This is a genomic window from Rhizobium leguminosarum (assembly GCF_004123835.1).
Classification (GTDB): Bacteria; Pseudomonadota; Alphaproteobacteria; order Rhizobiales; family Rhizobiaceae; genus Rhizobium; species Rhizobium leguminosarum_M.
In genome coordinates, this window is the sequence record NZ_MZMU01000022.1 from 187,104 (window position 1) to 207,813 (window position 20,710).

At 61.7% G+C, this 20,710-nt stretch carries 22 protein-coding genes; 17 read left to right on the forward strand and 5 right to left on the reverse strand.

What is annotated here, in order from left to right:
* Positions 1-10: 10 nt before the first annotated feature.
* From B5P46_RS29550 to B5P46_RS34645, 6 genes are all read left to right on the forward strand, one after another.
* Positions 11-1,687 carry a response regulator gene (locus B5P46_RS29550; protein WP_129421838.1) on the forward strand — a complete coding sequence of 559 codons (1,677 nt, stop codon included), beginning with the start codon at positions 11-13 and terminating at the stop codon, positions 1,685-1,687.
* A 111-nt stretch (positions 1,688-1,798) separates the two neighbouring features.
* Positions 1,799-2,056, forward strand: coding sequence for a type II toxin-antitoxin system ParD family antitoxin (locus tag B5P46_RS29555; protein ID WP_129421865.1), 258 nt, complete (start codon positions 1,799-1,801; stop codon positions 2,054-2,056).
* Positions 2,049-2,339, forward strand: coding sequence for a type II toxin-antitoxin system RelE/ParE family toxin (locus B5P46_RS29560; protein ID WP_129421839.1), 291 nt, complete (start codon positions 2,049-2,051; stop codon positions 2,337-2,339). Before B5P46_RS29555 ends, B5P46_RS29560 begins: the two co-directional genes overlap by 8 nt.
* 134 nt (positions 2,340-2,473) lie before the next feature.
* Complete coding sequence (gene treZ / locus B5P46_RS29565) at positions 2,474-4,240, forward strand: malto-oligosyltrehalose trehalohydrolase (RefSeq protein WP_129421840.1); 1,767 nt, start codon at positions 2,474-2,476, stop codon at positions 4,238-4,240.
* 29 nt (positions 4,241-4,269) lie between these two features.
* Positions 4,270-6,135, forward strand: coding sequence for a 4-alpha-glucanotransferase (malQ, locus tag B5P46_RS29570; protein WP_129421866.1), 1,866 nt, complete (start codon positions 4,270-4,272; stop codon positions 6,133-6,135).
* A 192-nt stretch (positions 6,136-6,327) separates the two neighbouring features.
* Positions 6,328-6,489: a hypothetical protein gene (locus tag B5P46_RS34645; RefSeq protein ID WP_164986573.1), complete on the forward strand. Its 162-nt coding sequence runs from the start codon at positions 6,328-6,330 to the stop codon at positions 6,487-6,489.
* A gap of 242 nt (positions 6,490-6,731) precedes the next feature.
* Here B5P46_RS34645 and B5P46_RS29575 read toward each other — a convergent pair whose 3' ends face one another.
* Complete coding sequence (locus B5P46_RS29575) at positions 6,732-6,950, reverse strand: hypothetical protein (protein WP_206735424.1); 219 nt, start codon at positions 6,948-6,950, stop codon at positions 6,732-6,734.
* Positions 6,951-7,324: 374 nt separating this feature from the next.
* On the opposite strand from B5P46_RS29575, the gene B5P46_RS29580 reads away from it, so the two are divergent.
* The 5 genes from B5P46_RS29580 to B5P46_RS29600 all read left to right on the forward strand — a co-directional run bounded on the left by B5P46_RS29580 (position 7,325) and on the right by B5P46_RS29600 (position 9,273).
* Positions 7,325-7,615, forward strand: coding sequence for a membrane lipoprotein lipid attachment site-containing protein (locus B5P46_RS29580; RefSeq protein ID WP_129421841.1), 291 nt, complete (start codon positions 7,325-7,327; stop codon positions 7,613-7,615).
* A gap of 127 nt (positions 7,616-7,742) precedes the next feature.
* Positions 7,743-8,150, forward strand: coding sequence for a hypothetical protein (locus tag B5P46_RS29585; RefSeq protein WP_129421867.1), 408 nt, complete (start codon positions 7,743-7,745; stop codon positions 8,148-8,150).
* 67 nt (positions 8,151-8,217) lie between these two features.
* The gene (locus tag B5P46_RS29590; RefSeq protein WP_129421842.1) at positions 8,218-8,466 is read left to right on the forward strand and encodes a hypothetical protein; all 249 of its coding nucleotides are present in this window, start codon (positions 8,218-8,220) and stop codon (positions 8,464-8,466) included.
* A 177-nt stretch (positions 8,467-8,643) separates the two neighbouring features.
* On the forward strand, positions 8,644-8,874 hold the full coding sequence (locus B5P46_RS29595) for a hypothetical protein (protein WP_129421843.1): 231 nt from the start codon (positions 8,644-8,646) through the stop codon (positions 8,872-8,874).
* Between the two features lie 135 nt (positions 8,875-9,009).
* Positions 9,010-9,273 (forward strand): hypothetical protein, encoded by a 264-nt coding sequence (locus B5P46_RS29600; RefSeq protein ID WP_129421844.1) that lies wholly within the window; start codon positions 9,010-9,012, stop codon positions 9,271-9,273.
* Between the two features lie 8 nt (positions 9,274-9,281).
* Here B5P46_RS29600 and B5P46_RS29605 read toward each other — a convergent pair whose 3' ends face one another.
* Positions 9,282-10,352, reverse strand: coding sequence for a LacI family DNA-binding transcriptional regulator (locus tag B5P46_RS29605; RefSeq protein ID WP_129421845.1), 1,071 nt, complete (start codon positions 10,350-10,352; stop codon positions 9,282-9,284).
* Between the two features lie 182 nt (positions 10,353-10,534).
* On the opposite strand from B5P46_RS29605, the gene B5P46_RS29610 reads away from it, so the two are divergent.
* The 4 genes from B5P46_RS29610 to B5P46_RS29625 all read left to right on the forward strand — a co-directional run bounded on the left by B5P46_RS29610 (position 10,535) and on the right by B5P46_RS29625 (position 14,811).
* Positions 10,535-11,362, forward strand: a complete 828-nt coding sequence (locus B5P46_RS29610) for an ABC transporter substrate-binding protein (protein ID WP_129421846.1) — start codon at positions 10,535-10,537, stop codon at positions 11,360-11,362.
* 90 nt (positions 11,363-11,452) lie between these two features.
* Complete coding sequence (locus B5P46_RS35315; protein ID WP_129421847.1) at positions 11,453-12,991, forward strand: amino acid ABC transporter permease/ATP-binding protein; 1,539 nt, start codon at positions 11,453-11,455, stop codon at positions 12,989-12,991.
* Positions 12,992-13,087: 96 nt separating this feature from the next.
* Positions 13,088-14,224: an NAD(P)/FAD-dependent oxidoreductase gene (locus B5P46_RS29620; protein WP_129421848.1), complete on the forward strand. Its 1,137-nt coding sequence runs from the start codon at positions 13,088-13,090 to the stop codon at positions 14,222-14,224.
* Positions 14,225-14,298: 74 nt separating this feature from the next.
* Positions 14,299-14,811, forward strand: a complete 513-nt coding sequence (locus B5P46_RS29625; protein WP_129421849.1) for a hypothetical protein — start codon at positions 14,299-14,301, stop codon at positions 14,809-14,811.
* A gap of 3 nt (positions 14,812-14,814) precedes the next feature.
* On the opposite strand, the gene B5P46_RS29630 is transcribed toward B5P46_RS29625, so the two are convergent.
* Positions 14,815-15,543 carry an endonuclease/exonuclease/phosphatase family protein gene (locus B5P46_RS29630; protein WP_129421850.1) on the reverse strand — a complete coding sequence of 243 codons (729 nt, stop codon included), beginning with the start codon at positions 15,541-15,543 and terminating at the stop codon, positions 14,815-14,817.
* A 229-nt stretch (positions 15,544-15,772) separates the two neighbouring features.
* Here B5P46_RS29630 and B5P46_RS29635 point away from each other — a divergent pair, with 229 nt between their 5' ends.
* The gene (locus tag B5P46_RS29635) at positions 15,773-16,735 is read left to right on the forward strand and encodes a lysylphosphatidylglycerol synthase domain-containing protein (protein ID WP_129421851.1); all 963 of its coding nucleotides are present in this window, start codon (positions 15,773-15,775) and stop codon (positions 16,733-16,735) included.
* Here the strand turns inward: B5P46_RS29635 and B5P46_RS29640 are convergent.
* Complete coding sequence (locus B5P46_RS29640) at positions 16,682-18,193, reverse strand: phospholipase D-like domain-containing protein (RefSeq protein WP_129421852.1); 1,512 nt, start codon at positions 18,191-18,193, stop codon at positions 16,682-16,684. The two genes, B5P46_RS29635 and B5P46_RS29640, sit on opposite strands and share 54 nt — an antisense overlap.
* A 115-nt stretch (positions 18,194-18,308) precedes the next feature.
* Here B5P46_RS29640 and B5P46_RS29645 point away from each other — a divergent pair, with 115 nt between their 5' ends.
* Positions 18,309-19,553: a DUF763 domain-containing protein gene (locus tag B5P46_RS29645; protein WP_129421853.1), complete on the forward strand. Its 1,245-nt coding sequence runs from the start codon at positions 18,309-18,311 to the stop codon at positions 19,551-19,553.
* A 9-nt stretch (positions 19,554-19,562) separates the two neighbouring features.
* Here B5P46_RS29645 and B5P46_RS29650 read toward each other — a convergent pair whose 3' ends face one another.
* The gene (locus B5P46_RS29650; RefSeq protein WP_129421854.1) at positions 19,563-20,480 is read right to left on the reverse strand and encodes a DMT family transporter; all 918 of its coding nucleotides are present in this window, start codon (positions 20,478-20,480) and stop codon (positions 19,563-19,565) included.
* Positions 20,481-20,710: the final 230 nt, after the last annotated feature.

Here is a 20,710-nt window from a genome sequence, read left to right on the forward strand (position 1 = left end):
GGATCTGGCCATGAACCCCGTCAACATCCTCCTCGTCGACGACCAGCCGGCAAAGCTCCTGAGTTACGAGGTCATTCTCGAAGAGCTCGAAGAAAACCTCATCAAGGCGCATTCCGCTCGCGAAGCCTTCGAGCACCTGTTGCGCACCGAAATCGCGGTGATCCTCGTCGATGTCTGCATGCCCGAACAGGACGGCTTCGAGCTCGTCAGCATGATCCGGCAGCATCCGCGCTACCAGAATACGCCGATCATCTTCGTTTCCGCAGTGATGCTCGCGGAACCGGACCGGCTGCGCGGCTATGCGGTGGGCGCGGTCGATTACGTCTCCGTCCCGATCGTCCCCGAGGTGCTGAGAGCCAAGGTGCGGGTCTTTGCCGATCTCTACAGGAAGACGAGGGAACTCGAACGCCTGAACGTTGAGCTGGAGGCCCGCGTTCACCAGCGCACCGCCGAGCTCGAGGCGTCGGCAGCGCAGTTGCGTGAGCTCAACGAGGAACTCGAGCACCGGATCGATCAACGGACCCGGGAGCGCGAAGAGGCGCTCGCACAGCTGTTCGAGGCGCAGAAGCTCGACACGATCGGCCACCTGACGGGTGGCGTGGCCCACGACTTCAATAATCTTCTCATGGCGGTTCTCGGCAGCCTGAATCTTCTGAAGAAGCGGCTTCCGGCCGATGAACGCAGTGAACGTCTGGTGACGAACGCGATACAGGCGGCCGAGCGCGGCACCGCGCTGACCCAGCGCCTGCTTGCCTTCGCACGCCGCCAGGAACTCAAGCCGCAGGCGGTCGACTTCTTCAGGCTGTTCGAAAACGTCGAGGATCTTCTCGCCAAAGCGGTGGGGCCGCGCATCGAAATCCGCAAAAGCATCCCGACGGATCTGGCACCCCTTCTGGTCGACAGCAACCAGCTGGAACTGGCTCTGCTCAATTTGTTCGTCAATGCGCGGGATGCGCTCGAAAGCGGCGGAGCCGTGACGGTTGCCGCGGCGACAGCCGATGAAGCCCGGCCGCCCGGCCTCGCGGGCGGGAATTACATCAGGATATCGGTGTCGGACGATGGCGAGGGGATGGACGAGGCAACGGTCTCGCGTGCCGCCGAACCGTTTTTCACCACCAAGGGGGTCGGCAAGGGCACCGGTCTCGGCCTGTCGATGGTGCATGGCCTGGCGGCGCAATCCGGCGGCTCGATCCAGATATCGAGCGTCAGGGGCAAGGGCACGACCGTTTCCCTGTGGCTGCCCGTCGCCGAGACATTCGTCAAGGTGCAGCCGGCCGTCGAGCCTCCGGCGACGGAGCCTTTGAAACCGGCGTCGCGGCCGCTTGCCATTCTGGTCGTCGACGACGACGCCCTTGTCAGGACGGGAACCGTGGCGATGCTGGAGGATCTCGGGCACCTGCCGCAAGAGGCGTCTTCCGCTTCCCAGGCCTTGGAATTCTTTGCCGATGGACAGGGTTGCGATCTCGTCATCACCGATCATGCCATGCCGGGCATGACGGGCGCCGAGCTTGCGCGTCACCTTCGGACCTCCTTTCCAGGCCTGCCCATCATCCTTGCTTCGGGCTATGCCGAGTTTTCCGAGGACCATGGCCTCGGCCGGATGCTGCGGATGAAGAAGCCATTCACGCAGGAACAGCTTCAGGCGGCCATGGAGCAGGCGCTCTCGGGCAAAGTCGCGGCGGCATGACGCTCGAAGTGGTGCGGTCTCAATTTCCGGTCGCGGTCAAGGCAGTTGCCGTCTGTTTTATTTGTCCGGTTATCAAAAAATGATAACATGGCTTCGATGAAAGGTATTGCCATGCCCTCCAGCTATAATATCGGGCCTCGCTATGAAGGCTTTGTCCGCGAGCTTGTTGAAAGCGGGCGCTATGCCAGCGCCAGCGAGGTCATGCGCGATAGCCTCCGCTTGCTGGAACAGCGGGAGGAAATTCGCGCGCTTGAATTGGAAAGACTCAAGCGGGAATATGCCGAAGGTAAAGCCAGCGGCGAACCCGAAGAGATCGATCCCGCGGCCTTCCTGCAAGAGCTGAAAGCAGAACGCGCAGCTCGTGGCTAAATATAAGTTGTCTCCGCGTGCCCAGCGCCAGATGCGCGATATCTGGCGCAATATCGCCGTTCACAATGAACCGGCTGCCGACAGGCTCCTGCAAAAGCTTTTCGAAAAGTTCGAACTGGTCGCCGCTCATCCCGAAATGGGGCCTGCGCGCCCGGAAATCAGCCCCGCGGCTCGCTTGGTTATCGAGGGGCGCTACATCGCCGTCTATGAACCCACCAATTACGGCGCCGAAATTGTCGTGGTCGTACATGGAATGCGCGAACCAGCAACCTGGCTCGACTGACGCAACCTCCTATGGCCCGATGAATATCGTCATCCTGGTGACAGCGGCCGCTTTCGGGTGTCCGCTAGCGGACGAAACTTTTTGCTCCCGCTAAAGTTACCTAAATCCAATCTCACTTCATCGAAGGCTTTCCTTTGACCCAAACGATGTTCGGACCTGCATTCACCGAAGAGGGCATTCTATTCCGCCTCTGGGCTCCCCTGCATGAAAGCGTGTCGTTGAAGATCGAAGGCGCTGATCCGCGGCGGATGCAGGCGGTCGGGGACGGCTGGCACCATTGCACGGTCGCGGATGCCAGTGTCGGTACGCGCTACCGCTTTGTCCTGCCGGACGGCCTCGAAATTCCCGATCCCGCCTCGCGGCTTCAGCCGCAGGATGTGCACGGGCCGAGCGAAGTGGTCGACCTTTCCTCCTATCGCTGGAAGACGAGTGACTGGACGGGTCGGCCTTGGGAAGAGATGGTCATCTACGAGATGCATATCGGCTGCTTCACGCCGGAGGGTACTTTCAAGGCCGCGATCGAGCGGCTTGACCATCTGCAAGCGCTGGGCGTTACGGCGCTGCAGATCATGCCGCTGAGTGAATTTCCCGGCCGTTACAGCTGGGGTTATGATGGCGTGCTTCCCTATGCTCCGTGCAGCAGCTACGGCCGGCCGGAAGATTTCATGGCGCTGGTGGACGCAGCACATCAGCGCGGCATCTCGGTTTTCCTGGACGTGGTCTACAATCACTTCGGGCCTGACGGGAACTATATCCCCTCCTATGCGCCGCTCTTTACCGACCATCACAAGACGCCCTGGGGCAACGGCATCAACTACGATGGCGACGGATCGGGGATGATCCGCGAGTTCATCATCCAGAATGCCATCTACTGGATCACCGAGTTCAGGCTCGACGGTTTCCGCTTCGATGCCGTCCACGCCATCAAGGACGACAGCGCCGAGCATCTGCTTCACGCGCTTGCCCGCCGCGTCAGGGCTGGGGCCGGCAACCGGCATGTTCACCTGATCGTCGAAAACGAGGAGAATGACAGCGACCTGTTGACGCGTGGCGAAAATGGAGAAGTGAGGCTGTTCACCGCCCAGTGGAACGACGACGTCCATCATGTGCTGCATATCACTGCCACCGGCGAAACCTTCGGCTATTATGCCGATTACGCCGGTGACGCCGGCAAGCTCGGCCGAGCGCTGGCGGAAGGCTTCGTGTTTCAGGGGGAACACATGCCGTACCGCGGCGGAAGCCGCGGCAAGCCGAGCGGCCATCTGCCGCCCACCGCTTTCATCTCCTTCATCCAGAACCATGACCAGATCGGTAATCGGGCGCTGGGGGACCGGGTTCTGGCCTCGAGCCCGGCTGATGTCGCCAAGGCCGTCGCCGCCGTCTACCTGCTGGCGCCTGAGATTCCGATGCTGTTCATGGGGGAGGAATGGGGTGCTAGAGAGCCTTTCCCCTTCTTCTGCGATTTCGACGAGGATCTGAACGAGAAGGTCAGGAAAGGCCGTCGCGAGGAGCTTTCCCGTCTGCCGGGCTTCGACGCCGACGATCTTCTCGACCCGACGGCGCCATCGACCTTCGCCGCCGCTAAGCTGGACTGGTCGAAACTCGCCTCCGAGGTCCTTGATTTTTACAGGACGCTTCTCGACCTCCGGCACCGAAGGATCGTGCCTTTGCTGAAAGGCGCTGGCGCCGGAAACGCGGTCTATCACTCGGCGGGAAGCGCGCTCGCGGTGGATTGGACCCTGGCGCAAAACCGGCGCCTTCATCTGCGCGCCAACCTCGGCAACGAGGCGGCGCCACTCGTCTCGCAGCAGGATGACGGCGAGACGATCTTCCGTCTCGGCGGTAGCGATGGCGGCAATCTCGCGCCCTGGACGGTGATCTGGAGCATCAGCGAGGCGTGACGGTGTGCTTATAGGAAGGCGATCGAATGATGAAATCTGCTGAGCTCGACAAGCTCGCCCGCCGGCACGGCATCAGCCCGACCAGGCCCAGTCCCGACAATCGGGAGGTGGCGATATCAGGGCAAACCAAACGCAAGATCCTCTCGGCATTGAAGATCGACTTGCCGGAAGCGGCCGATCACGAGACCGGCGCGCTACGGCGGGAGCCCAAGCCGGCGGCTAAGAAGATCGCCAGGTCATTTCTGCCGGATTTCCTTTCCGGCACGCGCGTCTGGGGCGTGAGCCTGCAGCTTTACGAGCTTCGTTCGGCACGCAACTGGGGCATAGGAGACTTCGAGGATCTATCCGATATGGCGGATCTCGCGGGATCTCTGGGCGCCGATTTCATCGGCCTCACCCCGCTTCACGCGCCGTTTCTCGCCGATCCCGACCGTTGCAGCCCCTATGAGCCCTCGAGCCGCCAGCATCTCAACCCGCTCTATATCGCGGTCGACCGGCTGCCGGGTTTTGCTTGTAGTCCCGAACTCGAACGGCAATTGGCAAGCCTTCGCCAAACCGATCTCGTCGATTACGTCGGCGTCGCACAGATCAAGCTTAGGGCCCTGCGCGATCTTTGGCCGGCCTGGCGACGGCGCAGCGTGATCGGCGAGGCCTATGATCCGGCCGATTTCGATGCCTTCATCACGCAAGGCGGTAACAGCCTGCGGCTGCACGCGCTTTTCGAATGCCTCTCGTTTTCCATGGTCGAGCGCGGTGCGGGTGCCGGCTGGCAATGTTGGCCGTCCGATCTCCAGCGCTTCGACAGCGCCGCCGTCGCCGAATTCGAGCGCGGACACGAGGATCATGTCGCCTTCCACATGTGGCTGCAATGGCTTGCTCACCGGCAGCTGATGCAGGCGGCGGAGCGGGCGCGGAAGGCCGGCCTGCGGATCGGGCTCTATCTCGATCTTGCCGTCGGGGAGGCGGTCGATGGCTCGGCGACATGGAGCGAGCCGGATACCTATGTCTCCAAGGCCACCATCGGCAGCCCACCCGATCCATTCGCCGTGGACGGGCAGGACTGGCACCTTGCCGGATATCTGCCTTCCGCGATTGCCGCAGGAGAAATGTCGCCTTTCCGGCGCATGGTCAGCGCTGCCATGCGATATGCGGGCGCCATCCGCATCGACCACGCCGCAGCACTTCGCCGCCTCTTCCTGGTGCCATGGGGCAGCAGGCCGGACGGCGGCGCCTATGTCCGTTATCCCGCGGATCGGCTTCTGCAGATCCTCGCAGAAGTGTCGGCCGAGCATCGGTGCCTCGTTATCGGAGAAGACCTGGGACTGATCCCCAAGGGATTGCAGGACGATCTGGCGGCGGCCCACATTCTCTCCTACCGCATCCTTTCCTATGAACAGGACGAGAAGGGCTTCAAGCCGGCGGACGTCTATCCCGTCCTGGCTTTGGCCTGCATTTCGACGCACGACCACCAGACCCTTGCCGGCTGGTGGCGCGGCGCCGACATTCAGGCCCGGTGCGACCACGGCATCGTGCCGGCCGATCTCACCGAGAAACATCTCGAAGACCGAAAGCGCGAGCGGAGGAACCTGAAGGCGGCGCTGAAGGCTGCCGGCCTCGACCTGCCGGCCAGGCTTTCCCAAGCGCGGGCAAGCGAGGAGACGCTGAGGGAATTGACCGTCAGCGCCTATCGCTTCATCGCCAGGACGCCCTCGCTTCTCGCCGCGGTCCGTCTCGCCGATCTCACCGACGAAAAAAGGCCAACCAATGTGCCAGGCACCAGCGACAGCTATCCGAACTGGAAGCCGAAGCTATCGGTTTTGCTCGCGGATCTGATGTCGAGCCCGTTGCTCAAGAGCGTGACGGCGGCAATGCGGGAGGAACGGCCGCGGGCGTGATTAAGGCCGGGCGAGCCGTCAATTTCGTCATTGTCGTTCTATCGGGCCTGCTGCGCGTTCGGAAATCGATCGGGGAGGGAACGAATAGGAAGCCGGCGAATTTTGAAGGAATAAGGACAGGCATTGCCGAGATGAGGACCCGTCCGCTTTCGCCGCGTCCGATGCGGCGACTATATAGATGGAAAAAAGACCATGACGACCGCATTCATCCTTATCGCATTGGCTCTGATCATCATCTACGCCGGCCCGACACTGCTGTTCATCTGCGTCGGATATGCCGATTATATGCTGGAGCGGCGAAGGCATATGGTGGCGTTGAAGCACGCCGTGAGGCGTCGCAGCGACGAGTTTTAGAGCAATTCGCGGGAAGACCGCTTCGCACGTCTCCTGGAGTGGCTCGAGGTGGTGGACACCTTTCGTCGGCTTGGATGTTGCTGTGCTTTCCCCGAGAAAGGGATCCAGAGGCAGGTCGGCAAAACCCGCCTCCGGCAGCCAGCGCTCGCGAAACGCCTCTGCGAATGGTTAGTCGTTCGCCGTGACCTTGACGCCAAGCACTGAAGGAATGGTGTTCGGTGCGCCCATGGCCGCGCCGATGATCATCGGGACGCCGGCAGCGTCATGCGCCGATCGCTCATGCCGTTGGTCAGGAGCACGTAACCTTCGTCCGTACCGACCGGCGCGAAGTCGCGTCCGAACGCATGAATTTCAATGCCGTCCGATCGGTCGTCTGAGAAGGAATATTCCGGTTCCTCCAGTTCATTCTCATAAACGGTGCGACGGTATGCATTGAGAGATGTCGTTTCTGCTCCTGGCATCGTCGCTGTCTCTCCATTCTTTCCATTCCACGCAAACGTGGCAGATCGGGCCGGCGCAGCACTACAGGCCAAGGTCATGGCTAGAAAACGCCTTCGGCTGCATGCTCTGAGAAAGGGGATCATTTTTGAAGCACAACCACGCTTTGAATGGATTTTTAATGCCACCGGCCTCTGGAAAATTCAACGTCAACATGAGGGGATAGACGACTGCTTGCGCTCCGACCGAACGACGCGATGGCGCGGCGTTCCGGTTTCGGGCCGAGGTCTCGCCTGCACTGATGTCTCCGGCCAAATTCTGGAACAATGTCTGTCGTCGCCTGTTACATTGACGATAAAGCGAGTGCCGCGCGAAGACGAGGCAGCTGGAGGGATCGATGAAGCGGAGCATAGCATTTGGGCTGGTTTTTGCGCTTGTGCTGACAGGCTGCACGACCAGCGCAGGCAGTTATTCGTCGGCAGGACTGGCGCCCATTCCCGGCAGCATCACGTATAGTGGCCAGCCTCGCACGAAGTTGACGAAATCACCGGTGGGCTCTTCCTTCCCCCACACCTTCACAGATCAGTGGGGACGCCAGGTCGAGGAGATCTACATCATCCGGCCCGACCGGAGCTTGCTGATCGCCGCGCGTCACTACCGGCCCGTCTTCTCGCTCGACGACGACTAGAACAGGATGATTTTTAGGCCGGCCGGCCTAAATCTGAATCTTGTTCTACATTAGATAGTTAGAGCATGATGTCGGCTGAAGACCGCTTACGCCTTTCGGCATCAAGCTCTAGGAAGGAGAAATGATCATGCCGCGCCGCAAGAGCACTGAGACGACGACCCTCGACACCAAGGGAGCCAAGATCGGCGAGCCCGTTCCGAAAGCCATCATCGATACGAATACGGCCTCCGTCGGCGTTCCCCGGCAGTCTGATCATGACCTGGGCGAAGAGCTCGGCGTGCTGCGAAAGCAGATCGGCTCGCTCCAGCAGCAGGTCCTCGATGCCGCCCGGTCGGCAAAGGAGAGTGCCGGGAAAGCCATGCGTCAGACGGAGGCAACGGTGAAGCTCTACCCGGTCTCGACGCTCCTGCTCGTCGCGGCGGTCGCCGGCGCGCTCGCATTTGCCGTTCGTCGCGCCGCTCCGCCGCGCCATCGGCCTCACCTCGCACTGCGTGAGTTGAGGGATTTCTACGACACGATCCGCGAGCGCATCTGACAAGATTTCAGGATTGTCAGCATCACGATTATGGCCGACGCTTCACTATCGAAGCGAGGGGATAAGCATGTTCGACATCATCATACGCAGCGCTCTTGATATCGTTGGGCAGACTGAGCGCCTTGTCGAAGCAATGAGGCGACTGCTCCAGAGTGACGGCCTCGACGAAGTCGAGGTCTACGAGCTCGATTATGAGATCGAGCGGCTCGGGGATGTGGTTTTCAACGTGGACGAAGCCGTTCGATCGCTGGCGCGCACCGTCGAATGCTGGCCGCAGACCGCTCTCGCACACGGGATCCGTCGGACATTGCATTGAAGGTTGATAGCCACTTTAGCAACTGAGGCGTCACGAATCCCGCCCTGCGTTGGCAATGTCGATTCTGCGTGTCACGCTGATGTCACGCGACCGTCGCAGCAATATGTGCTTGATAGGCGCCGTTAGGCTCAGACCAGGGCAGGTCGGGCCAAATTGCTTTTTCGCTGGGGCATCGCAATGACCTTGAATACCTCGGGGGAGAAATCTCAACCCCACGAATTCATCTTTCCGGTTCACACCCGGACGATCGCAGAGATCAGATACGATAGTCTGAGCCGCGTCATGACGGTGGTCTATCACGACGGCCGCTCGTGCACGACTTCCGGCATACAAGGTCCTGCGATGCTGAGGATCCTCGCCCAGCGTCCGTTGGAGCGCTCTCCGTTTCTGTTGCAGACGGTCATCTGAGGCGGAAAAGACGGCGGCGACGCTTGTCGGTCCAGTGCGAATAGTGTCGCCGCTTGTTAAATCAGCACGATCGTGCATCCATTTCCCGCGGCCTGCGTTCATCCCCCAACAGCCAGACACATGGAGGGAACGCCGATGACCTTTCCACCGCCGAAGACCGAATCTCCCGCGCAGCGCTTCGAAGAGGCGACCGCTGCCGCACGCGACGCTTTGGAAAGGCTGATTGCAGCCGCCAATGAAGCCGGATGGGGCACCGAAGAAATAACCTCAGCACTGCTTAAGGCGGCGCAGTTTATCAGCGATGCCAACAAGAGAGATCCCGATCCGGCGGACGATCCCTCAATCAGCGACGCACCTGCCAGGCAGGAGCAGATTGGTCACGGCGAGCTCTACGATTAGCCGGAATCTCACCGGCCGATGGTCGCGACGGAGCCGCGCACGACGAGGTTTGTGCTGACGCGCAGACGTTCGACGGCAAGCGGGGTGCGTTCGATACGGGCGATGAGCCGCTCGCCGGCGAGCTTGCCCATCTCGTAGACGCGCTGGTCGACGATGGTGATCGGCGGAACGGTGACGTTGGTCCAGTCGGCGTCGAGAAACGAAATCATCGACACGTCCTTGGGGATCGACAGGCCGAGCGACTGCAGCGACTTGAAGATGCGCAAGCCGACGAGGCTGTCCGATGCCAGGAGCGCCGTTGGCGCAGCACTGTCCGAGAGCAGGCGTTTGATCACGCTGTCCGTCTGTTGCTGGTTCGTGGCGCCGAGCCTGACATAATGAAGAGGGTTCGGCAAACCCGCCTCGGTCAGGACGCTGACAAAACCTTCCACGCGTTCGCGTACGGCGGAATTCGAGATTCGCCCGATATTGGCGAGCCCGCCGCCCTCGGCATCCATGGCAGAGACGTAGGCGAGGCGGCGATGCCCTTGCCCGATCAGATAGCGGGTCGCCGCGATGGCTGCATCCCGGTCGTCGCCGGTCACGGCGTCGACATCGAGTTCCGGGATAGCCCGATCGAACAGGACGAGCGGCACGCCGGCACGGCGGACGTGCTGCAGATGGTCGAAGCTGTCGCAGCGGGCTGGCGTCACGATCAGGCCATCGACGCGCTTGCCGATCAGGAGGTCGACGGCCGATTTTTCCGCATCGAGCTCTTCGCCCGAATTCGCGATGATGACGTTGAATCCCGCAAGGCGGGCCGCATCGCTGATGCCGCGCACCGCCAGACTGAAGAAAGCGTTCTCGATATCGCCGACCACCACCCCGATGATGCCGGACCTTCCGGTGCTCATGCTCCGGGCGAGCTCGTTCGGGCGGTATTCGAGCGCGGCCGCCGCCGCCATGACCCGATCTGTGATCTTGGCGCTGACCACGCCGTAGCCGCCGAGAACGCGGGCGGCTGTCGCCTTCGAGACCTTTGCGGCCTTCGCGACGTCGGCAACGGTGACTGCACGTTTCGGATGAGCGGAATCTTCCATGGGCCGAGGACTACAAGAATTGTTGACGACCGGTCAATTGACAGATACTAAATATGTCGTGAGACCGGTCTCTTTATATCGGAGACCGGTATCTTGTCCACAAATCTCTGTCGCATTGAGCGACAGCGGCGGGACGATCCACAATGCCGACAAGAGCATTCCTTTCAGAGCGGAGAACGACGATGAAGCCTTTTTTATCATTTCCGGCCATCATGGCCCCGTTGCGGGCCGGCCTTGTCACATGCCTTCTTACAATGGGGGCAGGCTCTGCGGCCGCCGCCGACAATCCCTATAAGCTTATCGAGCCCGGAACTATCAGCGTCGGCACGATGGGCGATTCCAAGCCCTATACGTTTGCGACGGCGGACGGCCAGTTCACCGGTTTCGATATCGAGCTGTTTCTCAACGTCGTCTCCCGCCTCGGCTTTCAAAAAGACAAGGTGACGTTCACCGGCCAGGAATTTTCAGCACTCCTGCCGTCGGTCGCCAACGAACGGTTCGACGTTGCCGTTGCAGCGATCGGAACCACCGAAGCCCGCAAGAAGACCGTCGACTTTTCGGACGGCTATCTTGCCGGTTATCTCTCCGTCCTGACCCCTGATGCAGGCATCAAGGATGCCGATGGCCTCAAGGGCAAGCGTCTCGGCGTCGTGCAGGGGACCTTGCAGGAAGTCTATGCAGCCAAGAATTTCGGGGGAACCGATCTGGTGAAATTCCCCGACAACAATTCTGCCGTGGCCGCCCTCAACAACGGAACCGTCGATGCGCATTTTCTCGACTACGAGGCCGCCAAGCAATATGGCGAGCGCTATCCCGCGCTGAAGGTTGCCGTGAATATCCCGTCCTTCGATGCGCCTGCCGGCTTCGTGGTCCGAAAAGGAAATGATGCCTTCCGCACGGCGCTGAACGGCGCGCTTCACGACGCGATGCAGGACGGCACCTGGAAGACCCTTTACGAAAAGTGGTTCCCCGGCTCGCCGATGCCGGAACAGTATCTTCCCAAGAAGTGACGCCGTAAGCCGCCCGCTTCTGGCGGGCGGCTAACCAAGGCTCTGCCGGACGGCGGCGTCTGCACCGGGCAAGAATTCATGGGGATCTGAATGAATTGGCTTGAAAATCTGCGCCGCAGCTTCCTGGACTGGGACGCCATGGCGGAAGTTCTGCCGAGCATGATCAGCGTTGGCTTGAAGAATACCCTGATCCTGGCCGCTGCCTCGACCGTGCTTGGCGTCGTCATCGGCATGGCGCTTGCCGTGATGGGCATCTCGCAATCCCGCTGGCTGCGGCTGCCGGCACGCATCTACACCGATGTTTTCCGCGGGCTGCCGGCGATCGTCACGATTCTGATCATTGGCCAGGGTTTTGCCCGGATCGGGCGTGAGATCTTCGGTCCGTCGCCATTTCCGCTCGGCATCCTGGCGCTCAGCCTGATCGCCGGAGCCTATATCGGTGAAATCTTCCGGTCGGGCATCCAAAGCGTCGAACGCGGCCAGATGGAAGCCTGCCGGGCGCTCAGCATGAGCCACGGGCAGGGCATGCGCCTGATCGTCATCCCACAAGGCATCAGGCGCGTTCTGCCGGCGCTGGTCAATCAATTCATCGGAAACGTCAAGGATTCCAGCCTTGTCTACTTCCTCGGATTGCTCGCCTCCGAGCGGGAGATCTTCCGTGTCGGCCAGGATCAGGCCGTCGTCACGGGCAATCTGTCACCGCTGCTGCTGGCGGGCGTCTTCTACCTCGTCATCACCGTGCCGCTGACCCACTTCGTCAATTATATCGATGCGAGACTGCGGCTCGGAAAACAAGGTCGCGGCTCGGGTGCTGCGAGCGGATTGATCGAGGTGAGCGAGTTGCAGGCCGCCACCGGCCCGCGTCCCGCGGTCAAGGCGGCCGAGGAGAGTACGCCGCGCTTCAAAGGTGGCGCCCTGAACATCCGGGACCTCACCATGGCCTATGGCGATCTCGACGTGCTGAAGGGTGTCGATCTCGACATCGCCGCCGGTACCGTCACCTGCATCATCGGCCCTTCCGGCTCGGGCAAGTCGACGCTGCTGCGCTGCATGAACAGGCTTGTCGAGCCGAAGGGCGGCGACATCCTGCTCGATGGCGAGAGCATCCTGGCGATGAAGCCGGAGAGGTTGCGCCGGCGTGTGGGCATGGTGTTCCAGCACTTCAACCTGTTTCCCGACCACACGGCACTCGAGAACGTCATGCTTTCGCTGACCAAGATCAAGAAAATGCCGAGGCAGGAGGCGCGGCGCATCGCCGAGGCGCGTCTGGCCGAGGTCGGTCTCGCAGAGCGTAGGGATCATCGGCCCGCAGGTCTGTCGGGTGGGCAGCAGCAGCGCGTGGCCATCGCACGGGCGCTGGCCATGGATCCCGAGGTCATGCTGTTTGACGAAGTGACGAGTGCGCTCGATCCCGAACTGGTGAAGGGGGTGCTCGACCTGATGGCCGCTCTCGGCCGCCAGGGCATGACGATGGCCGTGGTGACGCATGAGATGGGATTTGCGCGCAGGGTGGCCGATCAGGTCGTCTTCATGGATGAGGGCCGCATCGTCGAGGCCGGCTGCCCGCAGCAGATCTTCGACAATCCCCGAAGCGAGCGGCTAAAGCGCTTCCTTGCTGAAGTTCTCTGAAGCGCCGGAGGCAACGCATGGTGCCCCCGGTCGTCCTTACGCCGGATGCGCCGGATTTCGTTCGATGTAGCAAGAGCAGAAAACAAGGTTATCGACATGAATGCTTCCATCAAACCTTCGAAGGTCGTCGTCATCGGCGGCGGGATCTTTGGCGTCTCGACCGCCGTCCATCTGGCACGGCTCGGGGTCCGCACCGTGCTCATCAATGACGGCCCGCTTGGCAACGGCGCCTCCGGCCGTTCGCTCGCCTGGCTCAACTCGGCGCGCAAACGCACCGATGCCTATCACCGGCTGCGTTTGGCCGGCATAGATCGCTACCGCACGCTGGCCGCTCGGTATCCCGATGCGTCGTGGCTTCGCTTCGACGGCGGCCTGACCTGGGATGCGGACGATGCCGGCAACGAGATCGCCGAAATCTTCGACTATGAGCGGGGTCTCGGCTATCACGCGCAATGGCTCGCCCCGGAGAGAATTGCCGCGGTGACGCCGGGTGTCGACGCAAGTGCGGTGACGCGGCAAGGCGCGATCTTCAACCCCGGGGAGGGCTGGGTCGATCTTCCGTCCTTGATCGGCACGCTTGCGGAAGAATTCCGCACGCTGGGCGGCGCGATCGTCACGGACGCGGGTCGTGCGACGGTCGATGTTGAAAGCGGGCGTGCCCGTGGCGTGATCACGGCAGACGGCATGCGCCGGGATGCTGATGCCGTGCTGCTTGCTGCCGGCGGCGACGTTCCCGCAATCGTGGCCGAGGCCGGCCAGCATATCGGCGATGCAACGCCTGTCGCCCTTCTCGTCCGGACCAAGCCGATCCGCCATCCGCTGAAGGCCGTGCTCAACACCCCTCGCGTCGCCATCCGGCCGACGCCGAACGGTGGCTTCGCGCTCGACGCCGCCTGGTCCGAGGAAGAGGTGAGCGTGAAGCCCGACGGCAGCTATGATGTCAGGCAATCGACGCTGGAAGGATTGCTGCGCGAGGCCTCCAGGGTTCTCGAAGGCAATCCGGCGCTGGAGGTCGAAGATTATGGGGTCGGCCCGAAGCCCATCCCAGGCGACGGCGAGCCCGTCTTCGGCGAACTGCCATCGATCTCGGGTTATTTCGTCGCCTTCAGCCATAGCGGCGCCACCCTCGGCCTGATTGCCGGCGAACTGCTGGCGGACGAGATCGTCACCCGACGCCGCCATCCGCTGCTGGCGGAATTTCGGTCGGAGCGTTTCAGCGCGTCGCGAAGATGAAGGCAGGAGCGGAGGCCGATGCATCCTTCTGAGCCGTCGAGCGTTCTATCGCCAGGAACAACTGGAGACGCACCATGCTCAAGGACGAACTCGGGGACACCGGCACAAACAAGGATATCAACGACGGCGCCGGCACCGCACCGGCCTCCTTCGAAGAGGCGAATATAAATCCTGATCTCATCAGACGTGAGGGTTTTGCGAGCGAGGCCGAATATCGGGCGTATATTGCGACACTCGGTGGTCATGCTCCGGTTGAAGGCACCGTCGAGGAGCCTCTCCTGGTCTCCGATGATCATGCCCTGGAAGGTCGGCTGCGGGAGCTGAGAGAAGAGATCGAAAACCTTCGCGCTCGCCTTCACGTGATCCAACATCAGGCCGCGACCGTCGTTGCGGAAAACGTCCGATGGGCCGATGCAAGCGCCCATGCGCAGCTCGGCAATCAGCCCTGGCTGAAGCTGGCAGGCGCAATGGCGGCGACCTTCGTCGTCACGAGGGGCATCAGGCGCCTGCCTCTGGGGGCCGTGGCGACGACGGCGCTACCGTTGGTGGCGGCGGCGATGAACCGGAAGCTCGCCCAGCGTCGATGACTATCAGGCAAAGCCGATTTCCGCGAGCAGAGGCAGGTGGTCCGAGGCAATCCTTGTCAGGCGGTTTTCGAGGACCGCCGCCTTTTTGACGATGAGATCGTCCGTGACGAAGATGTGGTCGAGGCGCATCAGCGGGTAGCGCGAGGGAAAGGTCGCTCTCGGCGCGGCGCCGCCTGCGACCTGGGCGTCTTTCAATGACCGCGTGGCAAGTCGGTAAGTCGCCGATGACGGAATGGCGTTGAAATCGCCGCAGAGGATGGTTGGAAGAGGGTCACCCGCCGTCCCGTGCAGCCAGCCGGGATTCAGCAATGTCGTCATCTGCCGGATGCGCTCGCGGCCACGAAGGCCGAGATGAGTATTGACGACCAGCAGTTTTCTGTCGCCGACCAGTATTTCGACGGAAATGGCGCCGCGCTGTTCGCCGATGGATGGCAATGGCCCGGCCTTGACCGCGCCTGTCGGCAGCGAAGTGATGATCGCATCGCCATACTGCTCCTCGGCTATCGACAGTGCCGGATGGAAATGAGCCTGCATCTTCAAAAGCGAGGCGATCGCATGGGCCTGGTCGACACCGCCGGTCCTGCGCCTGAGGACATCGACCTCTTGAAGAGCGACGATGTCGGCCTCAGCCTCGGCAATGACAGAGGCGATGCGGCCGGGATCGAGCTTCCGGTCGCCGCCGATGCAGCTGTGCACGTTATAGGTCAGGAGCTTGATTGATTTATCCGGCATAGGCCCGCTGAAAGTTCGTCACCCTGGGGAATACAGAACTCACTCCCCGCAGGGGAACACAAAACTCGTTTGATCGTTCCAGATGATCGAGCCTAGAGCGCCGTGCGTCCTTCAGACGCACAAAGGACGCTCTAACTCTTTGAATCTACGCATCGTGCTTTCCGAAAGTCGGGTTCGATTTTCGGAAAGCACGATGCACCAGCGCTCGCATCTCGGAAATGGACAATCGATGAGTTTGAAAAGCATAATCTTGAAGGGACTGCTCGTTGCCGCCCTTTGTCTTGCGGTCTTTCTCCTCTATCGGATCTTCCAACAGTATAGTCTGGAGCAGATCGTCCAATCGGTTCGCAGCATACCTTTTTCGACCTTTTGCACGGCGCTTCTCTTTGCGGCGGCGTCCTATCTGTGCCTGAGCTGCTTCGATCTCCTGGCGATCCGTTCGCTCGGAAAATCCTTGCCCTATTCCAGGATTGCGCTGGCGTCCTTCATCAGCCTTTCGCTTGGTCACAATATCGGTTTTGCGGGCCTCAGCAGCGGCGCCTTTCGCTATCGTTTCTATTCGCGCTGGGGGCTGACGGCGGAGGACGTGGCGAAGATCATCCTGTTTTGTGGCGTCACGGTGGGGCTTGGGCTGATCACGCTTGGCGGCCTTGCGATGATCGTCAATCCCGGCGATGCCGGGCGCCTGCTGCGCATCGATCCTGCCAGCGTCCGCATCTTAGGTGCGCTGGCGCTGGTCGTGCCGGTGGTCTATGCGGGCCTGGCGTTTTTCATCCGCGGCACGTTGCGGCTTTGGCGCTGGTCGTTTCAACTGCCGCGATTTTCGATCGCGGTCGCGCAGGTCGGGATCGGGACGATCAACTTCATGTTCGTGTCCGCCTGTTTGCACCAGATGCTCTCTGCCTTCGGCGACGTTGCCTTCTTCAGGTCGGTCACGGCTTACGTGCTCGCCAATTCGGCAATCCTCGCAACGCATGTTCCGGGCGGTCTCGGCGTACTCGAGGCGACCGTCTCCTATGCCGTGCCGAAGGAGGCGTCGATCGGCGCGTTGATTGCGTTCCGCTGCGCCTATTTCTTCATTCCGCTGGCGCTCGGCACGACGCTTCTCGTCATCAGCGAGGTCGTTTTCCGACGGACGTCACGCGGGGCGAATGAGGCGGCGGACGAGCGCGCCGAGGCCCAGTCGGTTTAAAAGTGCGAAAGGTCGAACCGGGTCGAAGATCGCCGTGCCTGAAATCGGTGAAATGCTGCCCGACAGCTCGACGGTGAATTCCCGTAAACCCCGAGGCCCGTCATTGAGCGTGTCGACCGCCTCGATCAACGAGCCGCTTTGCATAAAGGCTGCGGCAAAACTTTCCGGGGTGGTTCCGAGATATTCCGAAAGCAGGCGATTGCGCAGATCCACGATCGCGCAGCGGTGCGCGTCATTACCGGCCTCGACGAGCATGTCGCATTCGCCATCCATCCCTTCCGAGCGATTGTTGAGGTTGGAGGAGCCAATGCGGACCAGCTCGTCATCGGCAATGATCAGTTTGGAATGGACGAGCACCTCCACCTCGCCGCTCTCTTTCGCCGTGACTGGCCCGGGCACGACAGCATAATAGACGCGCAGGCGATCCGCACGATCGGCGCGTTTCAGTCGGCGGATGACCCGGTCGCGATTGCCACCCATGACAATCTTTTCGATCAGCCCATGAGAGCTGCGCGTGCAGATAATGACGACTTCAGGCCCGTCTTCCTCCTGCAGTCGCGCGGCAATGGCGTCGGCGACGCGGAAGGAGGCGAGATATTGCGCCTCAATGTAAAGCTGCCGCCGTGCCCGGGCGATGACGTCCAATGTCATGGCGATGCCGTCGCTGATGCCGGGGCGAAGTGCGGTCGAGGGCTTCGTCAGCGCCAAACTGACCGCGATCTCTCTCATCGAAACGGCGAGATCGTCCGGCCAGGAAAAGGGGACATCTTCGGCCAACGGCAGGTGGCTTTCACCGGTGGCGTCTTCCCAGCGCTGTCTGGCGATATCGCCGATCAACCTGGCAGCGTCGCCCGTGATCATTGCCTGAACGTCATGCAACGGATCATAGGAAACACCCTGGGGGTCACGTCGCAATTTATCCTTGGCGCGGTGGAACCAGGTGTCCCACCGGCGCGACGTCAGGTCTATGCCGCCGATGAAGGCGACGGCGTCGTCGATACAGACGAGTTTCTGATGGTGGCAGCCGCGCAATGTCGGCTGAAGCTCGAAGCGTAGATCGATCCGCGCATATCTGGGAAAGTTTTTCTTCCGCAGCAGCTGCAGGGACTTGCCAGAATAAACGGGGCCGAGCGCCCAGATGAGGATGCGTATTTCGAGCTCCGGATTTGCCGCTGCCAGGGCATGCAACAGGTCGGCCAGCGTTTCGTCGGACTTATCGGGTTCCAACCGGATGTTCGGATTGAAATCCCACCCGACGATCCAGATGGTGCGCCTCGCCTGCCGCAACGCACGAGCCAACTCGGCGAAATAGCTGTTGCCGTTGATCAGGAAGGCCGCCTTGGCAGCGCTCCCTTCCAGGCGCAAGACGCTGCCCTCCTGCTTTTGGCGGTTGTCCGGCCGTTGTGATTTTGTCTGGGGCAAGCTCGGGTTATTGAAGATGGTTTCGAATGTCGTCATGATTGCCTCGGCCTCTAACTGGAGCACAAACGCCCGGAATTTGCCTGGGTTCCCCGATGGCGTCGGCCAGTGGCGCGCCGCGGGCCGCCTGCGATGCAGAATGCGAGGAAACGAGATGTCACAACGAGCAGGCAGCGCCGATCTTCCCCTTCACGGGGGACGCGTGCCACATTGGCTCGGCGACCGGATGACGCGGCTCGGAACGCTGATCACCGAGGCGATCGTCCATCACTATGGCCGCGATGAATTTCTGCGCAGGCTCGCCCACCCGTTCTGGTTCCAGTCCTTCGGCGCGGTGATGGGCATGGACTGGCATTCTTCCGGCATCACCACCAGCGTTCTCGGCGCGCTGAAGCGCGGGCTGAAGCCGGGTGCCGGCGAGCTCGGCCTGCATGTCTGCGGCGGCCGCGGCGCGCATTCTCGCAAGACGCCGCAGGAACTTGTCTCGATCGGCGAGCGTGTCGGCCTCGACGGGGAGGGGCTTGCGACCACGAGCCGTCTCATCGCCAAGGTCGACAGCGCCGCCCTTCAGGACGGGTTCGACCTTTATCTGCACGGGTTCATCGTCGCTGATAACGGCCATTGGGTGGTTGTGCAGCAAGGCATGAACGGCGACAAGCGTCAGGCCCGGCGCTATCACTGGCTGTCCGAAGGGCTGGAGAGCTTCGTCGACTCACCGCATGCGGCAATCGAGGGAAGGAGCCAGGGCGAGATCGTCAATCTTGCCGACAGGCGTGCGGAGCGCTCGCGGCGCGGTCAGCTCGATCTGCTGGCGACCCTCGGTCCCGACCGGATCATCCGCGAAGCCGCCGCACTGCTGCGTGCCGAAGCGCCAGCGCCCGAACCTGCCGAACAGCCGATGCTGCCGCACCTGATCATGCCCGCTCATCACGATGTCCGCGAGGCCGACGTCAACATGCGGCGCCTGCATGGAAATCTGGCCGCCGCCGCCGACCGCGGGCCGGCGGATTTCGAAGAGCTGCTGCTCGTTCCAGGCGTCGGCGCCCGCACGGTGAAGGCGCTGGCGATGGTGGCGGAAGTTGTCCACGGCGCGCCCTGCCGCTTTTCCGATCCGGCGCGCTTCTCGATCGCCCATGGCGGCAAGGACCGCCATCCTTTTCCGGTTCCGCTCAAGGTCTATGACGAGACGATCGCCGTGATGAAATCGGCGGTGCGGAAGGGCAGGCTCGGACGCGAGGAGGAGTTGCAGGCATTGCGGCGTCTGGACGATCAGTCCAGGCAGATGGAACGCTACGTGACCGGTCCCGACCTCAAGGAAATCATCGCCGGCGAATTCCGCCAATCCGCCGATTTCGGCGGCCGGAGCGTCTTCGGCTGGGAGGAGCCGCCCGCGGAGTAGGGTTAGCCGTCAATGGCCGTCGGGCGGGACGGCTTCGGCCGGAACCGTCTCTTTCAGATTTTTCCGGTGGAAGATGAAGAGCCCCGCAACGACGATGATTGCGGCGCCGATGATGATCTGCGCATCGGGAATATCGTTGAAGAAGAGGTAGCCGAGGACGATCGCCCAGAGTAGGAGCGTATATTGCAACGGTGCGAGCAGCGATGCCGGTGCGAGCTTCAGCGAGCGCGTGATGAGCAGATGTGCGCAGGAGGCCACGATGCCGAGCAGCAGCATGCCGGACCAGTCGATGAGCGTTGCAGGCTGCCAGTGGCCGATGCTCAAGGCGATGCCGGTGACGAGCGCGGCGATCGTCTGCCATGTCACCAGCGTCGTGTCGCTGGTCGAGCGCAGATAGCGGCTCATCACCAGCGACAGCGCAAAGGCAAGGCTGCCGGCAAGACCGAAGAGCGATGGAAGCGACAGCATCGCGGTGGACGGACGCAGCGCGATGACGACGCCTGCGAAGCCGATCAGAACGGCGAGCCAACGGCGCCAGCCGATCTTTTCTCCGAGAAAGAAATACGAAAGCGCCGCAATATAGATCGGTCCTGCCATATAGAAGGTCATGACGTCTGCGAGCGGCAGATAGGCGACGGCAGCGTAGAATAGGGCGACATCGCAGGTCGCCATGAAAACACGGATGAACTGGAGGCCCTTCTGCTCGACGCGGAACAAGGCCATCGGCCCTTGCCGCAGGATCATTGGTCCGAGCACGATGAAAGCGCCGACAGAGCGGATCACCAGCACCTGGCCGACGGCAAAGCTGGCGACCAGCCATTTGCCCATTGCATCGTTCAGCGCAAAGAGCAGATCGCCAAGCAGCATCAGCACGACACCGGTCATGATCAGGTTTCCGGCATTGGCTACGCCAGTCTTGGTCGTCATCTCTCGCATCCTCGCAAAGCAGCCGCGCATGCGTGGCCGAGTGCGGCTTCTGCCTTAACCCTGCCGATGTCAAGCCGCCGGCGCGGAGGATCAGACGCCTAGTTGTGAGCTTTCAGGAGGTTGTCCATTCGGAGCGGATTTAGGAGACTGGAGTTACCACACCTCAGTTTTCCAGGATCACTCCGAATGAACATCCATAAGAATGCCCGACTGACACCGTTGCGTCGAGA